Source organism: Actinoplanes hulinensis (assembly GCF_019429605.1).
In the GTDB taxonomy this organism is placed as follows: Bacteria; Actinomycetota; Actinomycetes; order Mycobacteriales; family Micromonosporaceae; genus Actinoplanes; species Actinoplanes campanulatus.
Genome location: NZ_JAHXZI010000018.1, coordinates 136,942 through 160,333 on the forward strand (window position 1 = coordinate 136,942; position 23,392 = coordinate 160,333).

The 23,392-nt window shown below is 70.2% G+C and carries 19 protein-coding genes; 10 read left to right on the forward strand and 9 right to left on the reverse strand.

Annotated elements, in window-relative coordinates; translation table 11 throughout:
• Window positions 1-3: 3 nt before the first annotated feature.
• Both KZ829_RS30865 and pdhA read right to left on the reverse strand, forming a co-directional pair.
• On the reverse strand, window positions 4-981 hold the full coding sequence (locus KZ829_RS30865; protein ID WP_220147382.1) for an alpha-ketoacid dehydrogenase subunit beta: 978 nt from the start codon (window positions 979-981) through the stop codon (window positions 4-6).
• A complete protein-coding gene (pdhA, locus tag KZ829_RS30870; protein ID WP_220147383.1) occupies window positions 981-2,120 on the reverse strand; it encodes a pyruvate dehydrogenase (acetyl-transferring) E1 component subunit alpha in 1,140 nt (379 codons plus the stop codon). Before pdhA ends, KZ829_RS30865 begins: the two co-directional genes overlap by 1 nt.
• 1,631 nt (window positions 2,121-3,751) lie before the next feature.
• Here pdhA and KZ829_RS30875 point away from each other — a divergent pair.
• Window positions 3,752-4,000: a hypothetical protein gene (locus KZ829_RS30875; RefSeq protein WP_220147384.1), complete on the forward strand. Its 249-nt coding sequence runs from the start codon at window positions 3,752-3,754 to the stop codon at window positions 3,998-4,000.
• 295 nt (window positions 4,001-4,295) lie between these two features.
• Here the strand turns inward: KZ829_RS30875 and KZ829_RS30880 are convergent, their stop codons facing one another.
• Genes KZ829_RS30880 through KZ829_RS30890 form a run of 3 tightly spaced genes read right to left on the reverse strand, consistent with a single transcriptional unit; the run spans window position 4,296 to window position 9,051 of the window.
• Window positions 4,296-5,498, reverse strand: coding sequence for a hypothetical protein (locus KZ829_RS30880; protein ID WP_220147385.1), 1,203 nt, complete (start codon window positions 5,496-5,498; stop codon window positions 4,296-4,298).
• 32 nt (window positions 5,499-5,530) lie between these two features.
• Window positions 5,531-7,192 carry a GTPase gene (locus tag KZ829_RS30885; RefSeq protein WP_220147386.1) on the reverse strand — a complete coding sequence of 554 codons (1,662 nt, stop codon included), beginning with the start codon at window positions 7,190-7,192 and terminating at the stop codon, window positions 5,531-5,533.
• Window positions 7,189-9,051: an ABC transporter gene (locus KZ829_RS30890; protein WP_372453917.1), complete on the reverse strand. Its 1,863-nt coding sequence runs from the start codon at window positions 9,049-9,051 to the stop codon at window positions 7,189-7,191. Before KZ829_RS30890 ends, KZ829_RS30885 begins: the two co-directional genes overlap by 4 nt.
• Before the next feature lie 200 nt (window positions 9,052-9,251).
• On the opposite strand from KZ829_RS30890, the gene dnaK reads away from it, so the two are divergent.
• The 4 genes from dnaK to KZ829_RS30910 all read left to right on the forward strand — a co-directional run bounded on the left by dnaK (window position 9,252) and on the right by KZ829_RS30910 (window position 13,443).
• Window positions 9,252-11,093 carry a molecular chaperone DnaK gene (gene dnaK / locus KZ829_RS30895; protein ID WP_220147387.1) on the forward strand — a complete coding sequence of 614 codons (1,842 nt, stop codon included), beginning with the start codon at window positions 9,252-9,254 and terminating at the stop codon, window positions 11,091-11,093.
• Window positions 11,090-11,704 (forward strand): nucleotide exchange factor GrpE, encoded by a 615-nt coding sequence (grpE, locus tag KZ829_RS30900; protein ID WP_220147388.1) that lies wholly within the window; start codon window positions 11,090-11,092, stop codon window positions 11,702-11,704. The genes dnaK and grpE overlap by 4 nt, the downstream gene beginning before the upstream one ends.
• A 72-nt stretch (window positions 11,705-11,776) precedes the next feature.
• The gene (dnaJ, locus tag KZ829_RS30905) at window positions 11,777-12,961 is read left to right on the forward strand and encodes a molecular chaperone DnaJ (protein WP_220147389.1); all 1,185 of its coding nucleotides are present in this window, start codon (window positions 11,777-11,779) and stop codon (window positions 12,959-12,961) included.
• A gap of 38 nt (window positions 12,962-12,999) precedes the next feature.
• Window positions 13,000-13,443, forward strand: a complete 444-nt coding sequence (locus KZ829_RS30910; protein WP_220147390.1) for a heat shock protein transcriptional repressor HspR — start codon at window positions 13,000-13,002, stop codon at window positions 13,441-13,443.
• A gap of 63 nt (window positions 13,444-13,506) precedes the next feature.
• Here KZ829_RS30910 and KZ829_RS30915 read toward each other — a convergent pair whose 3' ends face one another.
• The 4 genes from KZ829_RS30915 to KZ829_RS30930 all read right to left on the reverse strand — a co-directional run bounded on the left by KZ829_RS30915 (window position 13,507) and on the right by KZ829_RS30930 (window position 17,087).
• Window positions 13,507-13,953, reverse strand: a complete 447-nt coding sequence (locus KZ829_RS30915; RefSeq protein ID WP_183225756.1) for a hypothetical protein — start codon at window positions 13,951-13,953, stop codon at window positions 13,507-13,509.
• A 184-nt stretch (window positions 13,954-14,137) separates the two neighbouring features.
• Complete coding sequence (locus KZ829_RS30920; protein WP_246636571.1) at window positions 14,138-15,289, reverse strand: cation:proton antiporter; 1,152 nt, start codon at window positions 15,287-15,289, stop codon at window positions 14,138-14,140.
• Between the two features lie 66 nt (window positions 15,290-15,355).
• Window positions 15,356-15,853, reverse strand: coding sequence for a cation:proton antiporter regulatory subunit (locus KZ829_RS30925; protein ID WP_183225754.1), 498 nt, complete (start codon window positions 15,851-15,853; stop codon window positions 15,356-15,358).
• A 10-nt stretch (window positions 15,854-15,863) separates the two neighbouring features.
• Window positions 15,864-17,087, reverse strand: coding sequence for a sugar efflux transporter (locus KZ829_RS30930; RefSeq protein WP_308285731.1), 1,224 nt, complete (start codon window positions 17,085-17,087; stop codon window positions 15,864-15,866).
• A gap of 81 nt (window positions 17,088-17,168) precedes the next feature.
• Here KZ829_RS30930 and clpB point away from each other — a divergent pair, with 81 nt between their 5' ends.
• The 5 genes from clpB to KZ829_RS30955 all read left to right on the forward strand — a co-directional run bounded on the left by clpB (window position 17,169) and on the right by KZ829_RS30955 (window position 23,352).
• On the forward strand, window positions 17,169-19,757 hold the full coding sequence (gene clpB, locus KZ829_RS30935; protein ID WP_220147392.1) for an ATP-dependent chaperone ClpB: 2,589 nt from the start codon (window positions 17,169-17,171) through the stop codon (window positions 19,755-19,757).
• A gap of 613 nt (window positions 19,758-20,370) precedes the next feature.
• A complete protein-coding gene (locus KZ829_RS30940; RefSeq protein WP_220147393.1) occupies window positions 20,371-21,336 on the forward strand; it encodes a hypothetical protein in 966 nt (321 codons plus the stop codon).
• Between the two features lie 101 nt (window positions 21,337-21,437).
• Window positions 21,438-22,172 (forward strand): hypothetical protein, encoded by a 735-nt coding sequence (locus KZ829_RS30945; RefSeq protein ID WP_220147394.1) that lies wholly within the window; start codon window positions 21,438-21,440, stop codon window positions 22,170-22,172.
• 377 nt (window positions 22,173-22,549) lie between these two features.
• Window positions 22,550-22,924 carry a hypothetical protein gene (locus KZ829_RS30950; protein ID WP_220147395.1) on the forward strand — a complete coding sequence of 125 codons (375 nt, stop codon included), beginning with the start codon at window positions 22,550-22,552 and terminating at the stop codon, window positions 22,922-22,924.
• Between the two features lie 50 nt (window positions 22,925-22,974).
• Window positions 22,975-23,352 carry an ArsR/SmtB family transcription factor gene (locus tag KZ829_RS30955; RefSeq protein WP_014440216.1) on the forward strand — a complete coding sequence of 126 codons (378 nt, stop codon included), beginning with the start codon at window positions 22,975-22,977 and terminating at the stop codon, window positions 23,350-23,352.
• Window positions 23,353-23,392: the final 40 nt, after the last annotated feature.

The window sequence follows — 23,392 nt, forward strand, 5'->3', positions numbered from 1 at the left end:
GCGTCACCAGCCGAAGGAACGGTCGACGGCGTCCAGCACCCGGTCCAGGTCGGGGAGGTACTCCTCCTCGATGCGGGCCGCCGGGTACGGCGTGTCGTAACCGGTCACCCGCAGCACCGGCGCCTCCAGTGAGTAGAAGCACTCCTCGGTGATCCGGGCCGCGATCTCGGCGCCGAGACCCACGTTGCCGGGCGCCTCGTGGACGACGACCGCCCGGCCGGTCCGCCGGACCGACTCGAAGATCACCGGGTAGTCGATCGGGGAGAGCGAGCGCAGGTCGATGACCTCCAGCTCCCGCCCGTCCTCGGCGGCGGCCGTGGCGGCGTCGAGCGCCACCCGGACCATCGGGCCGTACGCGAGCACGGTCGCGTCCGAGCCGGCCCGGGCCACCCGTGCCGAGTGCAGCGGGAACGCCCCGGTCAGTGGCGCGTCGAGGTCGACCTCGCCCTTCTCCCAGTACCGCCGCTTAGGCTCGAAGAAGACCACCGGGTCGTCGGTGGCGATCGCCTGCTGGATCATCGTGTACGCGTCCGCCGGGTTGGCGCAGGTCACCACCTTGAGGCCGGGGGTGTGCGCGAAGTACGCCTCGGGCGACTCGGAGTGGTGCTCGACCGCGCCGATGCCACCGCCGTACGGGATCCGGATGACGAGCGGCAGCCGCACCTTGCCCTTGGAGCGGTAGTGCATCTTCGCCACCTGGGCGACGATCTGGTTGTACGCCGGGAACACGAACCCGTCGAACTGGATCTCGCAGACCGGCCGGTAGCCACGGATGGCCAGGCCGACCGCGGTCCCGATGATGCCGGCCTCGGCCAGCGGGGTGTCGATGACCCGGTCCTCGCCGAAGTCCTTCTGGAGGGCGTCGGTGATCCGGAAGACGCCGCCGAGCTTGCCGACGTCCTCGCCCATGATGACGACCTTGGGGTCGTCCTCGAGCGCGCGGCGGAGTCCGTGGTTGAGCGCTTTACCCAGGGTGATCATCAGTGCGCGCTCCCCTCGAACGAGGCCTGGTACTCGGTGAAGGCGGTCCGCTGGGCGTCGATCTCCGGCGAGCCGTTCGGGTAGACGTTGTCGAAGAGGGTCACGGGTTGCGGATCAGGCATCGCCAGCACCCGTTCCCGTAGATCGAGGGCCTGCCGGGTGGCTTCCGCGTCGACCTCGGCGAAGAAGTCCTTCTTGGCGATCTTCTGCTTGGACAGGAAGGCCTTGAGCCGGCTGATCGGGTCCTTCGCCTTCCAGGCCTCGACCTCGCTGGCGATCCGGTAGCGGGTCGGGTCGTCGGAGCTGGTGTGCGCCCCCATCCGGTACGTGTACGCCTCGATCAGCGTCGGGCCCTGGCCGTTGCGCGCGTTGTCCAGCGCGGCCCGGGTCACCGCGTAGGTGGCGAGCACGTCGTTGCCGTCCACCCGGATGCCGGGGAAGCCGTAACCGCCGGCCCGCTGGTACAGCGGGACCCGGGTCTGGCGCTCCAGGGGCTCGGAGATCGCGTACTGGTTGTTCTGGCAGAAGAAGACGATCGGCGCGTTGAAGACGCCGGACCACACGAACGACTCGTTGACCTCGCCCTGGCTGGTCGCGCCGTCGCCGAAGTAGGCGATCACCGCCTCGCCGTCGGCCGAACCGGTCTTGCCGTCCATGGTGACGCCCATGGCGTAGCCGGTCGCGTGCAGCGTCTGCGAGCCGATCACGATCGTGTAGGTGTTGAACTTGAACTCGTTCGGATCCCAACCGCCCTGGTCCACGCCCCGGAACAGGCCGAACGGCATGATCGGGTCGATGCCGCGGCAGTAGAGGACACCGTGCTCGCGGTAGGTCGGGAAGGCCATGTCCTGGGGGCGCAGCGCCCGCCCGGAGCCGACCTGTGCCGCCTCCTGCCCGAGCAGACTGGCCCAGATGCCCAGCTCACCCTGCCGCTGCAGGGCGACCGCCTCGCTGTCGAGACGCCGGACCGTGACCAGGTCCCGGTAGAGACCGCGGTACTCCTCGTCGGTGAAGTCGACGGAGTACGTCGTGCCGTCAGCCGTGGTGACGGTGTCGATGCGTTCCCCGTCGGGGGTCAGCAGTTGGACGAAGCCGCCGGCCGGAATGTCGCTGCCGGCCACGCTCTCGCCTTTCGCCATCCGTGTCTCCTGTTTCCTCAACTAAGCCCGCGGCGGGTGTCTCCCGGCCACGCGACTGACCACTGGGAGCCGCGCCTGGCCCGGGTGGGGCTGGCGCGCGGCAATCTCCGGCAGGTCGCCGGGACGGCACGCTGTAACCCCGCTTGGTCGGCGGAAGGCGACAGCGGCGATGCCGTCGCCCCCATCCTGACAGAGAGAGTGAGCCGCATTACAGGCTGCGTAGATCACGAAAAGAGATCCTGTCGACGTATCGTCAACAGTATTTGCCCGGTTTAGTAACTTTTGTACCCTCACTTTGGTACGAATGGCCCTACTACGCCGCAGCCGAATTTGCCGACCGTCGTTCATCCCCAGTGACCGGAACTGATCCGAGTCGATCTTTTCTCCTGGGGGGATCCGCGCGTGCCACGCCTGCCCGACGACGATGGCTACGAGCCGCCACTCAAGGTGCTGCGCAAGCGCCTGAACGGGGTGTACCGCGAGGACCTCGGCTTCTCCGGCCCGACCCGGCGCTACGTGCTGATGGTCGCGCTCCTGGTCGGGCTGGCCTCGGTGCCGACCCTCGCCGTCCTCACGGCCGGCAGCAGCGAGATCACCGGCACGGATCGGTCCGGCGCGATGGACGTGCCATTCCTGCCGCCTCCGTCGAACGGCCCGGTGCGGCCTTTCCCGCCGCCCTCGGTCGGGGCTCCGGACAGACCGCAAACCGATCAGGGGTACGGCCAGAGCACCCGCCCCGGGAAATCCGGCACACCCTCCCGTCCGGCCGCGTCCCGTCACCCGTCCCCGTCCTCTTCGTCCACCTCCCCGAAGGCGGACATCCCGGCCCCGGCCCAGGTGCTCGCCCCGTCCCCCGTTCAGCCGTCTCCGCAGTCCCCGCGGACCCCGGGCCGGACGTCTCCGCGGCCCCCGGATCGGAAGCCGCCGCGAACCTTGCCGCCGACAGCGCCGTCCTCACCTCCGGCCGGTGTCGTGCCGTCGCGGCCGGCGGTGCCGGCCCGACCGGCCCGGCCGAAGCGGGTCCAACCTCAGCGGATGGCCCGTTCCGCGCCCGGCGGTATCCCCACCGTTCCGGAACTGCCGGCCGTTCCAGCAGAGGACGAAGTCCCGAACTCGTCCCGTTCGTCCTCTTTCCCGTCCGTTGCCGGCCTGCCACCCGTCCCCGAAAAGCCGTCCCGTTCATCCCAGGATCGTTCAGACCGGGATCGTTCATCCCAGGATCGTTCAGACCGGGATCATTCAGACCGGGACCGTTCAGACCGGGACCGTTCAGACCGGGACCGTTCAGACCGGGACCTTTATCGCCCGGACGACTCCTCGGATGGCTGGTCCCAGGACCGTCCGTCCTGGGATCAGCGTTCGGATCAGCGTTCCCCGGATCGGGATGGCGGGCCGGACCGGCCGTCCACGCCGTCCCGGGATCAGCACTCCGCGGGTGACCTACCGGTCGTGCCCGACAAATCGAACCGGGGCCGACGGGCCACACCAAGCCCACGCGCCGTACCCGACGAACCCGACCGGGGTTCCTCGGACCACGACGAATCGCCCTGCCCCGACCACGGGCCACTCCCCGCTTCACCGTCCATGGCAGCCGGTCGCCGGACCGGCCCCGACACCGTCGGAGGTCAGCGATGACCGATCACAACCACAACATCCGCTCGTCGCGGATCCTCGAGCAGAGCTACTCGGGCGGGAACGCGGTCCGCCGCCTGCTCAGCGACTCCAACTCCGAGGAGAACCGCCTCGCCAACCGCCCCTATCGGGGTCAGCACCGGGCCGAGCACACCAACTACCCGGAGGAGCGCAGGAGCGACCGCAGCTCCCGCGTAGGCCGGCATCACGCCGACCGGGCCCCCGACCACTACATCAATCGCCGCTGACCGTTCGGCCCGGCTGGCTAACTCATCCCACCCACGAAACGCTCACCCGAGCCGGACGGCGGTGCACTCAACGTCCCCCCGCAAAACGCCGCCGGTGTCGAGGCAAGTGATTTGCCGACGCAGCGGGGTGTGCTGCGGCGGGAAATCACCTGCCTCGACACCGGTTACAAGGCGTTTTGCCGCGGAGCGAAGCGGAGCCATCAGGCCCAGCGTTTTGCCGCGGAGCGAAGCGGAGCCATCAGGCCCAGCGTTTTGCCGCGGAGCGAAGCGGAGCCATCAGGCACAGCAATCCAACTCAGTCGTCGCGGTTGGCTTCCAGCCAGGCGTCTATGGCGGCGGTGTCGTTCGGGTCGACGCCCTCGGCGATGAGCTGGGCCACCGCCGCCGTGGCGGGGCTGCGTCGTTCGCCCGTCGTGTAGAGGCGGGCGAACTCCGGGATCAGTTCCTCCAGCGCCGCCTCGGCCTGCTCGGCGGCGGCCGTGGGCAACCCCCGGCGGCGCATCGCGAACGCCGACCAGGCCCGGACCACCCGGGGCAGCATGGCCGCGTCGTCCAGGTCCAGCACGGCCCGCCGGTGCACCCAGTCGAGCAGGAACAGCCCGGCCACCGCCGGGCTCCAGCGCAGCGGGTCGGCACCGGGCAGGGTGGCGCCATGGTCCAGCAGGAGGCTGAGACAGAACTCCAGCGACGCGCTCTCCGGTGTCGCGGCCGGCCCGGTGGGCAGGTCGAACCGGGCCGCCTCCGGAGAGGTCAGGAAGTCCCGGATCAGGCCGGTGTCGTCCGGTCCGGACGGCTCGCTGAGCGGCGGCGTGGTCGCCGCCGGCAGCAGCGCGAGCCGAACCCCGGCCAGCGTGCGGTCGGTGGCGAGCGACCCGTCCGACGGCAGCTCGCCCAGACCGTCGGTGACCTCCAGGTGCCGGCTCACCTCGTCGCGCAGCCGGCCCGGGTCCTCGCTGCGGAACCAGGTCAGCTCGTCGGCCTCGCAGATCTGCCGCACCTGGTCGAGCAGCGTCTCCGCCGAGGTGGCCACGAAGACGTCCTTGGTGATGCCGATGTTGTGGTCGACGAGGGCCACCACGGCGTGCTCGGGCCCACCGGCGACGGCGTCCTCGTACGCGAAGGTGACCAGGTAGGACGTCTGGTCGCCGTACACATCGCCATAGGCCCAGCAACCGGTGGCCCGGACCCGGCCGAGCTGGCCGGCCCACGACGGTGATCGCCGGTCGTGGCCGACCCGGCCGGCGCCGTCGGCCTCCGGGACCAGGGTGGCGAAGACGTCGCGGATGGTCACCGCGGCGGGTGTGCCGGAATGGACCGTGGCGGTCAGGAATCGGCCCACGAAGTCGCGCACGGCCTCGGCGCGATCCTCCGCGGCCATCGCGTAGACACTGCCGAGCAGCGCGGCGCCGAGCATCTCGGCATCGAGCGCGCAGCCCAGTTTCGTGACGTCGCGGGCCGCGTGCAACACGGCGTCGTACGCGGTCCGGGGTGCGGGCATGCCGCGAGCCTACGCCCGCGCCCCGGCCCGAACTACTCCGCGCGCACGACTCCGAGCGCTTCCCTCGCCTGGGCGTAGGCGTTCAGCACCTCGCGGACCGGCGCCACCACGTACCCCCGGCCGATGTCGGTGACCGCTGCCCGCAGCCGCTGCTCGGCCCGGCGCCGCGCCCGGCGTGCGCCGGCCTCGATGACGGGGCGCAGAAGCAGCCAGAGCAGCAGACCGCCGAGGATCCCGCCGAGCAGCAGCAGGGTGGGCAGCGGAACCACGCCGACCTCGGGATTGTCGAGCTCCGGCAGTCCGAGGGCGGTCAGGATGTAGCCGAGGACGAGCCAGCCGAGCCCGGCGGTCGCGGTGGCCAGCAGCGCCCACTGCAGGATCCCGGTGACCCGCCACCAGAACGGCGAGCGTTCCATGCCGAGGTCGGTCTGCGCGACGGCCCGGTCCAGTGCGTCCGGCAGATCTGCCGCCCGGGAGCGGGCCGCGGTGTTCAGCGCGGGTGCCCACACCTCGGGCAGCGGTGCGGCGGCCCGGGCCGCGACAGCCCGGACCGAGAGGCCGACCGCCGACTTCTGCGCGGCATCGGCCTCCGGCACCGAGGTACGCGGAACGACATCCGTGGACACCGCATCGGTCTTGACCGGCTCCAGATGCAGCCGGCGCAGCGGGTCGGGCCGTAGCCGGCGCAGCCCCCGGACCAGCGGCCAGCCGGTCGCCACCGCGGCCCGGTGCCGGTAGGCGCCCGCGGTCGCGTCCGCCACCCCCGGCACTCCGGCCGACTCGGCCAGCGCGTCGCACAGCTGCCGGACGGTCGCCCGGTCCACCTCGTCCTCGGCGGCCGGCGGCCCGATCATGCCGCCCAGCTCCTCGGCGACCGCGTCCAGGTCGGCGTCCAGCCGGCGCAGCGCGGCCTGCTTGTTGGCCACCGTGCTCTCCAGTGCGGACCGCAACTCCCGGAGCATCCCGGGTTGCTTGGCCGAGGAGGCGATCACCGGAGTGCCGGTGAGCCCGTCCTCCTCCAGGAGCCGGGTCAGGTCGCCGAGCACCACCTCGGTGTCGCCGGGGCTGAGCCGGTCGGCCTGGTTGAGCACCACGATGGTGACGCCGGCGTGCGCGCTGAACTGGGACAGGTACGCCCGGTGCAGGACCCGGTCGCCGTACTTCTGCGGGTCGACCACCCAGACGATCTGGTCGACCAGGCCGAGCAGGCGGTCCACCTCGAGCTGGTGGCTGCGCTCGACCGAGTCGAAGTCGGGCAGGTCGAGCAGGACCAGCCCGCGCAGCGCCGCCTCGTCGTCGCCGTCCAGCGCGCTCTCCCGCACGAACCGTTGCCGGGGCAGCACACCGACCCAGTCGAGCAGACGGTTCGCCGCCTCCAGCGGCCCCCACACGCAGGCGTGTGCCGTGCCGGTGGTCGGCCGCCGCACCCCGACCTGGGAGAGCTTGAACCGGGCCAGCGCGTTGAACAGGCTCGACTTGCCGCTGCCGGTGCTGCCGGCGAGCGCCACCACGGTGTGGTCGAGCGAGAGCGAGAGCCGGTTGCCGGCCCGTTCCACCAGCGTGTGCGCGGTGACCAGGTCGCTGTCCGGAAGGTACGGGTCGACCACCCGCAGGAACCGGGACAGCGCCTCCAGCCGGCGGGCCAGCTCGTCGCCGTCGACCCGCTTGCCGGGCACCCTCTGTGCCACGTTCATGACCCGGACCCGGTCAACGAAAGTTCCTTCCTGGCGTTCTCCACCTCGACGGCGAGCTGGCGCAGCACGGCGCCGTTCGACGTCTCGTGGCGTGCCGCCGCGGTCCGCTCGGTGAACCGGACGGCCTCGACGGTGAGCAGCTCCTCGAACCGGGTCATCAACTCGGTACGGGCGCGTGTCGCGAGCGTACGGATGGCCTGGTCGCCGAAGACCGCCTCGAGCACCTTCTGCCCGGCGACCGCGCTGCCGGCGCCGGCCGCCACCTCCAGCCCGGTCGGGATGAAGGCGGTCGACGTGAACACCGCGATCATGACAGCCAGCCCGGCGCCGTTCACCGCGTACGCCGCGCCGCGGGCCACCGCCCGCTTGTCCGACGCCTCCCGGCGGACCAGATCGAGGACCCACTGCTGCCAGTCCCGGATCATGCGGTCGGCGCGCAGCGGCAGGTCGTCCGAGGGCCTCTGCAGCTCGGGCGCGAGCAGTGCGGCGCCGGCCGGGTGCGCGTGCCAGGCGGCGTACGTCTGCTCGGCGGCGTCGGCGGCCACCCCGCGCAGCAGGGTCACCAGCTGGGACTCCATGGCCACCCGCAGGTTGCGCCCGGGTGCCGGCCGGCCGCTGAGGGCCGCGGCGATCCGGTCGCGCATGTGCCCGACCCGTGACTCGAGGCTGCGAAGGAAGTCGCCGGTGCCGACGAACTCCTGCCAGCGGGCCAGCACCTCGCCGCGGAGCATCCGGCCGTCACGCAGCCCCTCATCGGCGGCGCGCAGCGCGTTGCGGTAGGCGGACTCCACCCGTTCGTCCAGCGCGTACGACGCCCGGGCCTGGTCGTCGGCGGCCTCACCGAGCCCGCCGAGCGCCGGGGCCAGGGCGCCGAGCGCGCCGTCGAGGGTCTGCCGGACCACCGTGCCCCGGGCGTTGGCGTCTCCCGCCAACTGGGCGAACCAGACCCGCATCGGGCCGATCGCCGAGTCCGGCAGCAGGCCGCGCTCGTCCAGCTCGGTCTCCGGCAGCACGAACAGCGGTGCGGTGCCCAGGTCGTTGGCGGTGAGCATCTCACCCAGGTGGGCGGCGATCTCGGCGGCCGCACCGATCGGCACCCGGTCCAGGACCAGGGCGATCACCGTGCCGCGGAGGCGGGCGGTGGTGAGCAGCTCCCACGGGACGGCGTCGGCGTACCGGGCGGCGGTGGTGACGAAGAGCCACAGGTCGGCGGCGGCCAGCAGCTGGGCGGCGAGCTGGCGGTTGTGGTCGACCACCGAGTCGATGTCCGGCGCGTCGAGCAGGGCCAGGCCGGGCCCGATCGTCGGGGTGGCCACCACCTGTAGGGCGTCGGATGCCGTGCTCGACGCGCCGGTCCGCGTCAGGCCGGGCAGCAGCCCACCACGGCCGAACCAGTTCACATCGTCCGGATGGCACACCAGAACCGGTGAGCGGGTGGTCGGCCGCAGCACCCCGGCCGTGCTCACGGGCGCCTGGACCAGGCTGTTCACCAGGGTCGACTTGCCCGCGCCGGTGGAGCCGCCGACGACCACCAGCAGGGGTGCGTCGAGCCGGGCCAGCCGGGGCAGCAGGTAGTCGTCGAGCTGGGCGATCAGGGCCGAGCCGACCCGCCGGGCCTCGTCCGCGGAGGGCAGCGCCAGGGGGTACGAGACCGTGCCGAGTGCTGCCCGCAACCGGGTGAGCGCGGTCGCGAGCCGTCCCACCGCGGGCGGCACGTTTTGCAGGTTCGGCTGCCGGACCTGGCCACCCCCCGTACGATCAAGTGGTTCTATGGCCGCTTTGACCTGCTGTTTCTCATTCGATGCGGCGGGGACGGCGGAAAGGGCCGACGGACCGACCGCGTCTCCGTGCGTCGTCACGGGTAAAGCGTGCACGATCTATGCATCCAGGACAACGGGTCCCGGTATGCCGTGACCTGACAGGTATGTCGCACGCGTTGACTTGCGCCCCTCGGACTCAACTTCGATTTGACGGTGTGCAGACCCGTGGCATCATTGAGTCGATTCCACTCAACCCTGTCGGTAGCTAGGCCCTGTCGGGTAGCAAAGCGAGGAACACCATGGCACGTGCGGTCGGCATCGACCTCGGCACCACGAACTCCTGCGTCAGCGTTCTGGAAGGAGGCGAGCCCACCGTCATCGCCAACGCGGAGGGCTCCCGGACGACTCCGTCGATCGTCGCCTTCGCCCGCAACGGCGAGGTGCTCGTCGGTGAGGTCGCCAAGCGCCAGGCGGTGACGAACCCCGACCGGACGATTCGCTCGGTCAAGCGGGAGATCGGCACGAACTGGTCGATCGACATCGACGGCAAGCAGTACACCCCGCAGGAGATCTCGGCCCGTGTGCTGATGAAGCTCAAGCGGGACGCCGAGGCCTACCTCGGTGAGACCATCACCGACGCGGTCATCACCGTTCCGGCGTATTTCAACGACGCCCAGCGTCAGGCCACCAAGGAGGCCGGCGAGATCGCGGGGCTCAACGTCCTGCGGATCGTCAACGAGCCCACCGCCGCCGCTCTGGCGTACGGGCTGGACAAGGGCTCCAAGGAGCAGACCGTCCTGGTCTTCGACCTCGGCGGCGGCACCTTCGACGTCTCGCTGCTCGAGCTCGGCGACGGCGTCATCGAGGTGAAGTCCACCTCCGGTGACAACCACCTGGGCGGCGACGACTGGGACCAGCGGGTCATCGACCACCTGGTCAAGACCTTCCGCGGCGAGCACGGCATCGACCTCTCCCAGGACAAGATGGCTCTGCAGCGTCTGCGTGAGGCGGCCGAGAAGGCGAAGATCGAGCTGTCCGCCGCCAGCACCACCAGTATCAACCTGCCCTACATCACCGCGGGGGCGAACGGCCCGCTGCACCTGGACACGTCGCTGAGCCGCGCCGAGTTCCAGCGGATGACGCAGGACCTGCTGGACCGCTGCAAGGGCCCGTTCGAGGCGGCCATCAAGGACGCCGATGTCAAGCTCTCCGACATCGACCACGTCATCCTGGTCGGTGGCTCGACGCGGATGCCGGCGGTCACCGAGCTGGTGCAGAGCCTGATCGGCCGTGAGCCGAACAAGGGCGTCAACCCGGACGAGGTCGTCGCCGTCGGCGCCGCGCTCCAGGCCGGTGTGCTCAAGGGTGAGGTCAAGGACGTCCTGCTCCTCGACGTGACCCCGCTGTCCCTCGGCATCGAGACCAAGGGCGGCATCATGCACAAGCTGGTGGAGCGCAACACCACCATCCCGGCGCACCGCTCCGAGGTCTACACCACGGCCGACGACAACCAGCCCTCCGTGCTGATCCAGGTCTACCAGGGTGAGCGCGAGATGGCGTCGAACAACAAGAAGCTCGGCACCTTCGAGCTGAGCGGCATCGCCCCGGCCCCGCGCGGCGTCCCGCAGATCGAGGTCTCCTTCGACATCGACGCGAACGGCATCGTGCACGTGTCCGCCAAGGACCTGGGCACGGGCAAGGAGCAGAAGATGACGATCACCGGTGGCTCCGCGCTGCCGAAGGAAGACATCGAGCGCATGATGCGCGACGCTCAGGACCACGCGGACGACGACAAGAAGCGCCGCGAGGACGCCGAGGCCCGCAACCTGGCCGAGCAGCTCCAGTGGCAGACCGAGAAGTTCCTGGCGGAGAGCGGCGACAAGCTCCCCGAGGAGAGCAAGAGCAAGATCAACGAGGCGCTCGGCGAGCTGCGTGGCGCACTCGGCGGCACCGACATCGAGAAGATCAAGTCGGCCCACGAGCGGCTGTCCCAGGTCTCCCAGGAGGCCGGTTCGCTGCTCTACTCGCAGGGCGAGGCCCCGCAGGCCGCCGCGGGCGATGCGCCGGGTGGCGCGACCGGCCCGGCTGCCGGTGGCGACGACGTGGTCGACGCCGAGATCGTGGAGGACGACAAGAAGTGACTGCCAGGGACGACGAGAACGACGGTCCGGCGGCCGAGCGGGAAGTCATCCAGGGAGAGATCGAGGAGACGGCCGAGGAGACTCCCGCCGAGGAGCCGGCGCAGAAGCCGGTCGGCGCGCACCGCGCCCCCGAGGAGGAGTCGGCCCCGGCGGCCGACAACGTCAAGCCCGGTCTCGGTGCCGAGCTGGAGGCGCTGCGTGGCGAGCTCGACGAGCGGACCCACGACCTCCAGCGGGTGACGGCCGAGTACGCCAACTACCGCAAGCGGGTCGACCGTGACCGCGGCGCGGCCGCCGAGCAGACCACCGGCAAGGTCCTCACCGACCTGCTCCCGGTGCTGGACGACATCGACCGGGCCCGTGAGCACGGTGACCTGGTCGGTCCGTTCGCCTCGGTGGCCGAGCAGCTCACCGCGGTGACCGGCAAGCTGGGCCTGGTGGCCTTCGGGGAGAAGGGCGACCCCTTCGACCCGAACCGCCACGAGGCGGTCGCGCACCAGACGTCCGCGGACGTCTCCGAGCCGACCTGTGTCGAGGTGATGCGTCGTGGCTATTCGCTGGGCGAGCGTCTGCTCCGCCCCGCGATGGTCGCGGTCGCCGACCCGGAGTGAGATCGATGATCATGTCCCGTCCGCCGGTGCGCCGGCGGGCGGGACGTCGCCAACTCGAGGAGGTGGATTGACATGAGCTCGAAGGACTGGCTCGAGAAGGACTTCTACGCCGTGCTCGGCGTGAACAGGTCCGCCTCCCCGGACGAGATCAAGAAGGCGTACCGGAAGCTCGCCCGCGATCTGCACCCCGACCGGAACCCGGGAAACAAGGAGGCGGAGGAGAAGTTCAAGGCCGCTTCCGAGGCGTACGACGTGCTGGCCGACGACAAGAAGCGCAAAGAGTACGACGAGATGCGCTCGCTGTTCGGCTCGGGCGCGTTCCGCCGCGGGGCACGGGGCGGTGGCACGCAGTTCGATCCGTCCGACCTGTTCGGCGGCTTCTCCGGCGGCGCTGCTCCGGGCGCCGATCGCCGGTTCGGTGGCTCCGGCTTCTCCGACATCTTCAGCTCGATCTTCTCCGGCGGCCAGCCTCCCGGCTCGACCGCGCGGCGGGGGCCCCAGCGCGGGCGGGATGTCGAGACCGAGGTCACCCTGGACTTCGTGCAGGCGGTTCGCGGCACCACGCTGCCACTGACACTGCGTACCCCTGGCGCCTGCGACACCTGCCGGGGCAACGGCGCGAAACCGGGGACCACCCCGCGCGCCTGTCCGAAGTGTCACGGCACCGGCCTGATCTCCAGCAACCAGGGCTCGTTCAGCTTCTCCGAACCGTGCCGTGACTGTCAGGGCTCGGGCAGCGTCGTGGACGAGAAGTGCCCGGAGTGCCGGGGCACCGGCGGGGTCACCAAGACCCGCTCGATCAACGTCCGGTTCCCGGCGGGCGTCGCCGACGGCCAGCGGATCCGGCTCAGCGGCCGGGGCGAGCCGGGCGACCGGGGCGGTCCGGCCGGCGACCTGTACGTGCAGGTCAAGGTCCGGCCCGACGACCTGTTCGGGCGCAGTGGCGACGACCTGACGCTGACCGTGCCGATCACGATCGTCGAGGCCGTGCTGGGCACCGACCTGAAGGTGCCGACGCTGGACGGCCCGGTCACGTTGCGCGTGCCGCCGGGCACACCGAGCGGCCGCAAGCTGCGGGCCCGGGGCAAGGGCGTGGCCCGCAAGGAGGGCCAGGCCGGCGATCTGATCGTCACCGTCGACGTGCAGATCCCGGCGACCGTCACCGGCGAGGCCCGGGACGCGCTGGAGAAGTTCGGAAAGCTCACCCCACCGCCGGCGCGGGAGCGGCTCGAAGCCCGCCTGCGCCGGGCCGACTAGATCGCGTCTGAAGGAAACCCCGTCTCGGGGAGGTGTAAATGTACGAAGAGATCGACATCTCGATAGAACAGGCCTCCGACGCGAAGGTTTTGATCATCTCGGTTGCCGCACGGCTCGCCGGGATGCACCCGCAGACCCTCCGGCAGTACGACCGGCTCGGCCTGGTTCAGCCCGGCCGGGCCGGCGGTGGTGGTCGGCGGTACAGCGAACGCGACGTCGCACTACTGCGTGAGGTGCAGAGACTCAGCCAGGAGGACGGCGTCAACCTGGCCGGCGTCAAGCGCATCATCGGCCTGGAGCACCTGGTCGGCGACCTCCAGCACCGGGTGGCCGAGCTCGAGCAGCAGCTGGAGGCGGCGTACTCCCGGATCGCTCAGATGGAGGCGATGAGCAACCCGTACTCGGGCCGCGATCTGGTGCGCCAGGAGACCCACTCGACTGCCCTGGTGGTGTGGCGCCCGCGCCGTTCCTCTGACAAATGACAGCGGCGGCCCGGATCGGGCCGCCGCTACAGCATGTAGTTACCGCGTGACTACTCGACGTAGTCAGCGGCGATTGAACAGACCCAGTCGGCGCGGGTAGCGCACCAGGCCGCCCTCCATCCAGTCGTGGTGGTCGAAGAGCTCGGGCCGGGTCATCAGAACCCGGCAGTTGTGCGCCCAGATCTGCATCGGCTCGTCGCCGACCTCCTCCGCGCGCTCGATGAACTTCTTGAGCCGGCGCTTCCGCTGCCCGCTCGCGTTCTGCCGCGCCCCGTCCGCGGCGTAGATGTACATGCAATGCTGCGCGAACCGCCGGGCCGGGCACTGCCGGTCCATGGCGAGCTCGAACAGCGTCGGGCCGAGCACGTCGCCGGAGATCAGGAGATCCCAGTCCTTCGGCATGCTGCTCAGCGGGACCGACTCAGGGTTGTATGCCCAGGTCTGCAGCTCGTCGGGTCGGGGGTCGACCGGATTGCCGAAACCGAGGAATGTAGCCTCACGCACGCTCACGCCGCCGCCTCACTCAACCGTTCGCAACGCGGTCGACATCACTCGCCGACCATAGTGGCGAACGTCCCAATACTCAGAGTCGTCGCCGCGCAACGTTAGCGTGTGGAGTCCCGCTAGGGAAGTGTCAAGGGCTCACATTCAGATACTGGACAGTAACTTTGGGCTTTTTCTACGGAGATGCAGGTCACTCCGGGGATGACAGCGGTTTCTGAGCGGCCCGCTGAGCCGCCATCCGCTTGCGCACCCACTCCTTGAACCAGGCGTAATCGGACAGACGTGCCAACAATGGCCCGGACACCACCGTGATCAGTACATAAGCCGTGGCGAGCGGCGCGAGCCGGGCGTCGACGCCGTACACCACCGCGAGGCCGGCGATCACCACCGAGAACTCACCACGGGGCATCAGCGCCAGCCCGGCCCGGATCCGGCCCGGCAGCGCGATGCCCACCCGGCGGGCCGCCAGATATCCGGTCAGCACCTTGGTCAGCATCGTCAGCACGGCCAGCCCGAGCGCCGGAAGCAGCACCGGTGGCATGTCGGCCGGGTCCGTGGAGAGCCCGAAGAAGACGAAGAACACCGCGGCGAACAGGTCGCGCAGCGGGGACAGGATCTGGGTGGCGTTGTGCGCCACCGGCCCGGAGATGGCGATGCCGACCAGGAACGCGCCGACCGCCTCGGAGACCTTCAGCTCGCCGGCCACCCCGGCGATGAAGAGTGTCAGGCCGAGAACGCTGAGCAGCAGGGCCTCCGGATCCTTCACCGACATGAACCGGCTGATCTCACCGCCGTACCGGATCGCGACGACCAGGACCGCGACCACCGTGACCACCGCGACCCCGAGCGTGCTCAGGCCGTTGGCCAGGCTCAGGCCGGCCAGCACGGCGGTCACCACCGGCAGGTAGAAGGCCATTGCCAGGTCCTCGATGACCAGCACCGACAGGATCGTCGGGGTCTCCCGGTTACCGACCCGGCCGAGATCGCTCAGCACCTTCGCGATCACCCCGGACGAGGACACCCAGGTGATGCCGGCCAGCACCAGCGCCGCCTCCCAGCCCCAGCCGAGCAGCAGCGCGAACGCCGCTCCGGGCAGGGCGTTCAGCAGCATGTCGATCAGACCGGCCGGCGCCGCCATCCGCAGGTTGCCCACCAGCTCGTCGGCCGAGTACTCCAGGCCGAGCATGACCAGGAGCAGGATCACCCCGATCTGGGCGCCGACCGCGATGAACTCCTCGCTCGCCGAGAGCGGTATCAGCCCGCCCTGACCGAACGCCACGCCGGCCAGCAGATAGAGCGGAATCGGGGACATGCCGAACCGGCGACCCAGCCGACCGAGCATCCCGAGACCGAAGAGGAGCGCGCCGATCTCGATGAGCAGGATCGTCGTGTGGTGCTGCACGGCCGGTCAGCCGCCGTCGTCGCCGGCCAGGATGGCGGTGACGCCGTCCAGCCCGTGCCGTGTCCCGACCGCGACCACCATGTCGTTCGCCTCGAACCGGAACGACGGGCCGGGCGAGGCGATCACCTCGCGATCGCGCAGCACGGCCACTATCGAAGCGCTGGTCCGGCTACGGGCGCGGGTGTCGCCCAGCTTCCGCCCGACGAACGGGGAGCCGGCCGGCAGCGCGATCTGCTCGGTGAGCAGACCGGCCGCCTGCTGTCGCAGGCCGGCCAGCTGGCCCAGCATCAGCGAGGCGCCGAGCACGTCGGCGAGGGCTTCGGCCTCGTCGTCGGTGAGTGGTATCGACGCCAGGCTGGAGTCGGGATCGTCCACGTCGTACAGCACCAGGTCACGGCGGCCGTTGCGGTGGGAGACCACCCCGACCGTCCGGCCCGACGAGGTCACCAGGTCATGGCGGACGCCGATTCCCGGCAGCGGAGTCTGTTCCACCCGTACGCGCACGATCTCTACGTTAGCCCTCCGCCGGGCACGCCGCGTCGGTGACCGGACGAACCGGCGGCTCCATCGACCGCCGGCGCGAGCGGGCCAGGAACAGCAGGACGAGGCCGATCGCGCTGAGCGCCAGATTGATCCCGAAGGCCAGGCGGAAACCGTACTGCTGGGACAGGCCGAAGAGCGGCGCCGCCAGGACCTGCCCGATCGGGAAGCTGTTGGTGAACAGCGTGGTGGCCCGTCCCGGCTGCTCCGGCATCAGATCCTGTACGTAGGTGATGCCGAGCCCGGCCGTCGCGGCGATGAAGACCGCGTTCGGGATCTGGGCCGCGACGAGTGTCCCGACCGACGACGAGGTGACCACGACGAGCTGGTACGCGACCGCGCACGCCGTCCCGCCGAGGATGATCCGGCGCAGCGGGACGCGGGTGGACAGAACCCCGAAGCCCAGCATGAGCGGGATCTCCAGGGCGGCACAGAGGCCGAAGAGCAGGCCGGCGTCGCGGACCGAGCCGTTCAGTTCGGTGCTCAGGAACAGCGGCATGACCTGACCGCCCAGCACCATGGTGGTCTGGAGCAGGGCGAATCCGCACAGGATCGGCCACAGCACCCGGGGCGCGCGGGCGGGCGGCTCGGCCTTCCTCTCCCGCGGTGCGGACGGTGCCTCCACGCCGGGCAGGAAGCGGACCGCGATCAGGGCGGCGAGCAGATAGAGGAGGGCGGCCGCGCCGTAGACGTGGCGGAAGTCGCCGGTGTCGAGCAGCAGTGCGGCCAGGGACGGGCCGCCCACCCAGGCGATCGAGAAGACGGTACGCAGTGTGCTGATCCCGAGGGCGGTCCGGTTCGGATCATCTCGTTGCAGCACCTGACGGGCGTACGCGAAGGATTGTGGATAGAGCGCCCCGGACGCGGCCGTCACCGTCGCGGTGACCGCGAGCAGAATCCAGTAGTCCCGGATGAAGGCGGTCAGCCCGCTGGCGGCGAAGCCGGCCAGCGCGGCCGCGATGAGCAGCGCGCGGCGGATCGGGAAGCGGTCCGAGACGCGCCCGATGGCCGACGACACCGCCACCCCGGACAGTGAGGCGACGATCAGGAACGTGGCGGTCTGGACCGGTCCGGCGTGCACCTCGGTGCTGAGGAAGAGGCCGAGGAAGGGCCCGACCACCGCGGTGGCGATGCCCGAGGTCAGGAAGACCATGCCGAGCGGGAGGAGACGACGGGACAACCGGAAGGAAACCTTCACGTCCGGCACGTTACGGCTCCTCGAACCGGCGCGCTAAAGTTGAGCGCGCTACGCTCAAGTTTGTCGGCTGCAGGGGAGCTCATGAACACCGAACGCTTGACCACGAAGAGTCGCGAAGTGATCACCTCCGCGGTCGCTGACGCCGGTCGCCGCGGGCACGCCACGGTCGAGCCCTGGCACATGCTGCAGGCGCTGCTCGACACCGGTGGCTCCACCGCCACCGCGCTGTTGCGGGCCGTCGGCGCCAACCCGGCCGACATCCGCCGGGCCGCGGTGCGCGCGATCGAGCAGCTGCCGTCCGCGCGCGGCGCGAGCACCGTCGAGCCCGGTCTGGCCCGTGAGTTCGTCAACGCCATCGGCTCGGCCGAGCTCATCGCCAAGCCCCTCGGCGATGAGTATGTGTCGACCGAGCACCTGCTGGCCGGCCTGGCCCGGGTCGGTGGCGCGGTGTCGCAGGTGCTCAAGGCGGCCGGCGCCACCGAGGAGGCGCTGGTCGCCGCGTTCCCGCAGGTGCGTGGCGGGGATCGGCGGGTCACCACGGCCGACCCGGAGCAGACCTACAAGTCCCTGGAGAAGTACAGCGTCGACCTCACCGCGCTGGCCCGGGAAGGGAAGATCGACCCGGTGATCGGCCGGGACGCCGAGATCCGCCGGGTCGTCCAGGTGCTGTCCCGCCGGACCAAGAACAATCCGGTGCTGATCGGCGAGCCGGGCGTCGGCAAGACCGCGATCGTCGAGGGCCTGGCCCAGCGCATCGTGGCCGGCGACGTGCCGGAGACGCTGCGCGACAAGAAGCTGGTCTCGCTCGACCTCGGCGCCATGGTCGCCGGCGCTCAGTACCGCGGCCAGTTCGAGGAGCGCCTGAAGAGTGTGCTCGAGGAGATCCGCAGCTCCAACGGGCAGGTCGTCACGTTCCTCGACGAGCTGCACACGGTCGTCGGCGCCGGCAAGGGCGAGGGCTCGATGGACGCCGGCAACATGCTCAAGCCGATGCTGGCCCGCGGTGAACTGCGCATGGTCGGCGCCACCACGCTGGACGAGTACCGGGAACACATCGAGAAGGACCCGGCCCTGGAGCGCCGGTTCCAGCCGGTGGTCGTCGGTGAGCCCACCGTCGAGGACACCATCGGCATCCTGCGCGGGCTCAAGGGCCGTTACGAGGCGCACCACCGCGTGCAGATCACCGACGCCGCCCTGGTCGCGGCGGCCAGCCTCTCCGACCGCTACATCAGCGACCGGTTCCTGCCGGACAAGGCGATCGACCTGATCGACGAGGCCGCCTCCCGGTTGCGGATGGAGATCGACTCCCGTCCCGTCGAGCTGGACCAGCTCCAGCGGCAGGTCGACCGGATGCGGGTGGAGCGGCTCGCCCTGGAGAAGGAGACCGACCCGGCGTCGAAGGCCCGGTTGGAGCGCCTGATCGCCGACCTGGCCGACCGCGAGGAGGACCTGACCGCCCTCAACGCCCGGTGGGAGCGGGAGCGCGGCGGGCTGAACCGGGTGGGTGAGCTGAAGAAGCAGCTCGACGAGGCCCGGGCCGCGCAGGAGCGAGCCCAGCGCGACGGCGAGTTGCTCGCGGCGTCCCGGCTGCTCTACGAGGTGATCCCCACTCTGGAGAAGGAGATCCAGGCGGCGGCCGACTCCGAGGAGGAGAGCTCCGAACCGCCGATGGTCAAGGACGAGGTCGGCGCCGACGACATCGCCGAGGTCGTCTCCTCGTGGACCGGCATCCCGGCCGGCCGGATGATGGAGGGTGAGACCGCCAAGCTGCTGCGCATGGAGGAGTCGCTCGCCGCCAAGGTGATCGGCCAGCGCGAGGCGATCACGGCGGTTTCCGGTGCCGTGCGCCGGGCCCGGGCCGGGATCGCCGACCCCGACCGGCCGACCGGCAGCTTCCTCTTCCTCGGTCCCACCGGTGTCGGCAAGACCGAGCTGGTGAAGGCGCTGGCCGGGTTCCTCTTCGACGACGAGCGGGCCATGGTCCGCATCGACATGAGCGAGTATGGCGAGAAGCACTCGGTGGCCCGGCTGGTCGGCGCCCCGCCCGGCTACGTGGGTTATGAGGAGGGCGGCCAGCTCACCGAGGCGGTGCGGCGCCGGCCGTACAGCGTGGTCCTGCTGGACGAGGTGGAGAAGGCCCACCCCGACGTCTTCGACGTGCTGCTCCAGGTGCTCGACGACGGCCGGCTCACCGACGGCCAGGGGCGGACGGTCGACTTCCGCAACGCCATCCTGGTGCTGACGTCGAACCTCGGCTCGGCGACCGCCGACTTCACGATGAGCGACGAGGAACGCCACGACGAGGTGCTGGCCGCCGTCCGGGCGCACTTCAAGCCCGAGTTCCTGAACCGGCTGGACGACATCGTGGTCTTCCACGCCCTCACCAAGGACGACCTGACCGCGATCGTCGACATCCAGCTGGCCCGGCTGCGGGCCCGGCTGGCCGAGCGGCGTCTCGAACTCGTGGTCGCCCCCGGCGCGGTGGATTGGCTGGGCGAGCACGGGTACGACCCGATCTACGGCGCCCGGCCGCTGCGCCGGTTGGTCCAGTCCTCGATCGGCGATCTGCTGGCCAAGGCGCTGCTGTCCGGCGAGATCCGGGACGGGGACACCGTGGTGGTCGACCTGAGCGAGGGCAAGGACGGCCTGTCGGTCCGGCGCGGCCTCTGACGGTGAAGGGCCCCGGGGGAGACTCCCGGGGCCCTTCCTCACCTGTCCGCCTCCCGCTGCCGGTAGGCCTGTGTCATCAGTACGTCCGTGATGGCGTGCTCGCCGTCCGCGGACCAGATCCGTATGCCGTCTCGGTGTAATTGGTACCGGACATCGGTGAAACGTGTCCGGGTGTCGTCATGGTGAACGACGTCGAGGGTGTCGGCGTGGGGCATGGGACTCACCGGTCCTTAACAGGTCTGGGGCGGCCGCGGTGTGGTCACGCGGCCGGCATGGTCGGAAGGGCGCCGTCAGCCGGTCTGCCTCGGCCCCGGGGAGATGTGGGCGGGGCGGGCGACTCGTGCGGGCACGGCGGATCGCTGGAGCTGCTCGCTTCCAGTCGGCCGCCATGGCATCGAAGTTTAGGTGGCGCAGTCCAGGCCTGCCGCCCCCCGATCGAGCGACGTTTTACGGTCATTCGGGCTCGGTCGCCTTGTCTGGCCTCCGGCGGATACCGTGAATTGATCTATAGGAGGGCAGTGTGTCCGTACCGACATATCCGGGCCATCATCCACAACCGGCACGACCGGCCACGGTGACCGCTTCATCGATATTGCTTTATCTCGTGGTGGCCATGCAGTTGCTGAGCGCCGGCCTGGTGGTCTCGATGATCGGTACGGTCACCGAGGCGTACCGGGACGCCATGGACGCCGACGACTTCCCCGCTGAGATCAACACCTTCATCAGCATCGTGCTGGTCGTCACGGCGGGCGTCTATCTGCTGATCGCGGTCGGCCTCGTCGTCCTGGCGATCTTCAACAACCGCGGCAAGAACGGAGCACGCATCACCACCTGGGTGATCGCGGGCCTCGGCCTGTGCTGCAACTCGCTCGGCCTGGGCGGCACGGTGGCCGGCACCGCGGTCGGCGGGACCGGGTCGTCCACCGAACAGGCCCAGATCGAGGCGGACGTGGCGGCCGCCATGCCGGGCTGGTACGACGCGATCAGTCTCCTCACCTCGGTGATCACCGTGCTGGCGCTGCTCGGCGCGATCATCCTGCTCGCGCTGCCGCAGTCCAACGCGTTCTTCCGCCGCCCGGTGCCGTGGAACCCGGCGATGCCGTACGGGCCCTACCCGAGCCTGCCCGGACAGCCCGGTTTCCCAGTCCAACCCGGATACCCGCACCAGGCGGGATATCCGGCGCAGCCGCAGCCCGGGTTCTACCCGCAGCCCACCTATCCGCCGGCTCAGCCGCCGGCCTTCCCGGTGCAGCCGACGTATCCGGGTGCACCGACGTATCCGCCGCTACCGCCCAGCCACTTCGGTTCGCCCGAGCAGTACGGACGGCCGGGTGAACCGGCTCCCGGCCTGCCGCCCTATCCCGGCCAGCCGGGCAGCGTGCCGCCGCCGGCGCTGGAGCCGTCCAGCGATCCGTGGGCGCCCCCGCCCCCGCCGCCGTCCTCGGCGCCGCCCGCGTCCTCACCGCCGTCCTCGGCGCCGCCCGCGTCCTCACCGCCGTCCTCGGCTCCGCCCGCGCAGGAGCCCCCGGCGGACGGGGGAGCACCTGAGGACGAGCCGCCCCAGCGGCCCGCCGGCTGATCGCTATCGGACCGGTCCATCCATCCGGATGGACCGGTCCGGCCACTTCCGGGTCCGCTACGCGATAGGTTCTTGCCAGCCGAACCCTGCGGGAGCCATCGATGTCGTACGCCGCCCAGCCGCCGCCCGCCGCCGAGCCCCAGGCCGCCCCCCGGCCGGCCGCCGTCACCCTGGCGGTGGCCCTGCTCTGGGCCATGGCCGTGGCCGGTCTCACCTATGCGGTCGGCATGGTGGCGGTCACGCCCGGGGTGGTCGGCCGGTTCCGTGACGCCGCCGGTTCGGAGGCCGCCGAGAACTTCATCTCCGTGGTCTGGCTGATCTCCGCGCTCGCCCTCGTGCTGGCCCTGCTCGTGGTGGCACTCTTCGCGGTGCTCGGGATCGCGCTGCGGCGCGGCAGCCGGCTGGCCCGCGCGGTGACCCTGGGCGTGTGCGTCCTCGGCATCCTGGGCGGCTGCGGGACGCTCGCCGTGCTCGCTGCCGAGCGGTCGGGGGAGGCGCTGCCCGGTTCGGTGGGTGAGGCGCTGAGCGAGGCGTACCCCGAAGGGTGGATCGTGCTCAACATCGCGGTGGCCGTCGCGCAGGTGATCGGCTACCTCGTCGTGGGTGTCCTGCTGCTCGCCGCGCCGGGTGAGTTCTTCGGCCGGACCGCTCCCGCCGGGACCGCCCTGCCGGGTTTTGTGCCGCCCAGCCAAATCGTCGCGCCGTCCACCGGGTGGGCTGCCCCACAATCGCAGCCTTTTGTTACCGGCCGGTCCGAACCCGATCAGTTCTCGGATCAACCGGCGCCGTCGAAGTCGGAACCGAACCCGGAAGACGAGTACTGGTCACGACCGTAGGAGTGCGCGGTTCCGTATCGACGACTGTGGGTCACTCGAACGGGTACGGTCCGTTTCTGTCGCTGTCACTCGATCGGCTGTCCGGATAGATCGAGATCGGCCGGACGGTGGGTGTTTTCGCCCGTACGGACAAACGTGATTTCGCGGGTTCACAGGCTCTTCACAGCCCGACCATCAGGTGATCCTGAGGCTGGCGCGGGTACCGTGCAGACGTTAGGTGCTTTGAGCAGCATCTATGCTCCGAGGAAGGGCCGAGATCAGTTGCTGGATCTGTAAACCTTCTTTACAAAATGGGCCAAAGCCATGCGTCAATAGTTCCGTTCCGTCCTGCCGGGGGGAAAGTTTCCGGTTTCCGAACAGCCAGTACGCTCGATGTCATGGAAGCAAGGCACGACCTGGGTAAATTCATCACTGAATTGTCCGTCGCGCAGCGTGGTGTCGTGCTTTCATCGGGTCGTGGGGTGAGTGGCGAACTGATGATCGCGCAGGGTGGCGTGATGGTCTCGACGCGTTCCGTGTTGAGTCATCGTCGAGGATCGGTGGACCGAAAAAATCGACGAAATGACAATGTGGTCCGCCTCACTCCGAAGGCGGGGATCGAGACCTCGACACGGATGGGTAGCGACCAGAAGGCGACTGAGGCGTTGCAGGAGGCAGAGACCGAAGTCGTCATCGCACGAAAGGTGGACTGGGTGAGGGTGTCCGGTCGGCCGACTCGGCGATCGATGTCGGCCTTACGGCCCGAAAGTTAACCGGTTCGTTCCTGCTGACATGCAGGAGAATCGATGCAGTTGGTGGAAGGATGGAGATCGTGGGAACTGCGTTGGCGGAAATGACGATGCCTCAGATCTCGCCGCTTGCCGGCGAGCCTATTGAACGCGCTGACGCTGAGCGCCTGGCGGGAGTGCTCAAGGCGCTCGCCGACCCGGCTCGGCTACGGCTGTTGAGCCTTATCCAGTCCGCCACGGATGGCGAGGCGTGCGTCTGCGACCTGACGGCCCCCCTGGGCCTTTCGCAGCCGACCGTGAGTCACCACCTGCGGATCCTGACGGAGGCGGGTCTGCTGGAGCGTGAGAAGCGTGGTGTGTGGGCGTACTACCGGCTGGTGCCGACCGCCATCGCCACCATCGCGGACCTGCTGACCCCGCCGCGGAAGCGGGCCACCAAGAAGGCCCGCTGAGCTGTCGGTAGCGACCTGGCGTCACTGATCTATGGGGGGC

Excerpts from the sequence above, each read along its gene's own strand:
- KZ829_RS30920 (WP_246636571.1), bottom strand. The coding sequence starts at position 15,289 with ATGCTCGGTCGGCTGGGTCGCCGGTTCGGCATGTCCCCGATTCCGCTC.
- dnaK (WP_220147387.1), top strand. The coding sequence starts at position 9,252 with ATGGCACGTGCGGTCGGCATCGACCTCGGCACCACGAACTCCTGCGTC.
- KZ829_RS30950 (WP_220147395.1), top strand. The coding sequence starts at position 22,550 with ATGGAAGCAAGGCACGACCTGGGTAAATTCATCACTGAATTGTCCGTC.
- clpB (WP_220147392.1), top strand. The coding sequence starts at position 17,169 with ATGAACACCGAACGCTTGACCACGAAGAGTCGCGAAGTGATCACCTCC.
- KZ829_RS30885 (WP_220147386.1), bottom strand. The coding sequence starts at position 7,192 with ATGAACGTGGCACAGAGGGTGCCCGGCAAGCGGGTCGACGGCGACGAG.
- dnaJ (WP_220147389.1), top strand. The coding sequence starts at position 11,777 with ATGAGCTCGAAGGACTGGCTCGAGAAGGACTTCTACGCCGTGCTCGGC.
- KZ829_RS30940 (WP_220147393.1), top strand. The coding sequence starts at position 20,371 with ATGCAGTTGCTGAGCGCCGGCCTGGTGGTCTCGATGATCGGTACGGTC.
- KZ829_RS30945 (WP_220147394.1), top strand. The coding sequence starts at position 21,438 with ATGTCGTACGCCGCCCAGCCGCCGCCCGCCGCCGAGCCCCAGGCCGCC.
- KZ829_RS30880 (WP_220147385.1), bottom strand. The coding sequence starts at position 5,498 with ATGCCCGCACCCCGGACCGCGTACGACGCCGTGTTGCACGCGGCCCGC.
- KZ829_RS30910 (WP_220147390.1), top strand. The coding sequence starts at position 13,000 with ATGTACGAAGAGATCGACATCTCGATAGAACAGGCCTCCGACGCGAAG.
- pdhA (WP_220147383.1), bottom strand. The coding sequence starts at position 2,120 with ATGGCGAAAGGCGAGAGCGTGGCCGGCAGCGACATTCCGGCCGGCGGC.
- KZ829_RS30865 (WP_220147382.1), bottom strand. The coding sequence starts at position 981 with ATGATCACCCTGGGTAAAGCGCTCAACCACGGACTCCGCCGCGCGCTC.
- KZ829_RS30875 (WP_220147384.1), top strand. The coding sequence starts at position 3,752 with ATGACCGATCACAACCACAACATCCGCTCGTCGCGGATCCTCGAGCAG.
- KZ829_RS30955 (WP_014440216.1), top strand. The coding sequence starts at position 22,975 with ATGGAGATCGTGGGAACTGCGTTGGCGGAAATGACGATGCCTCAGATC.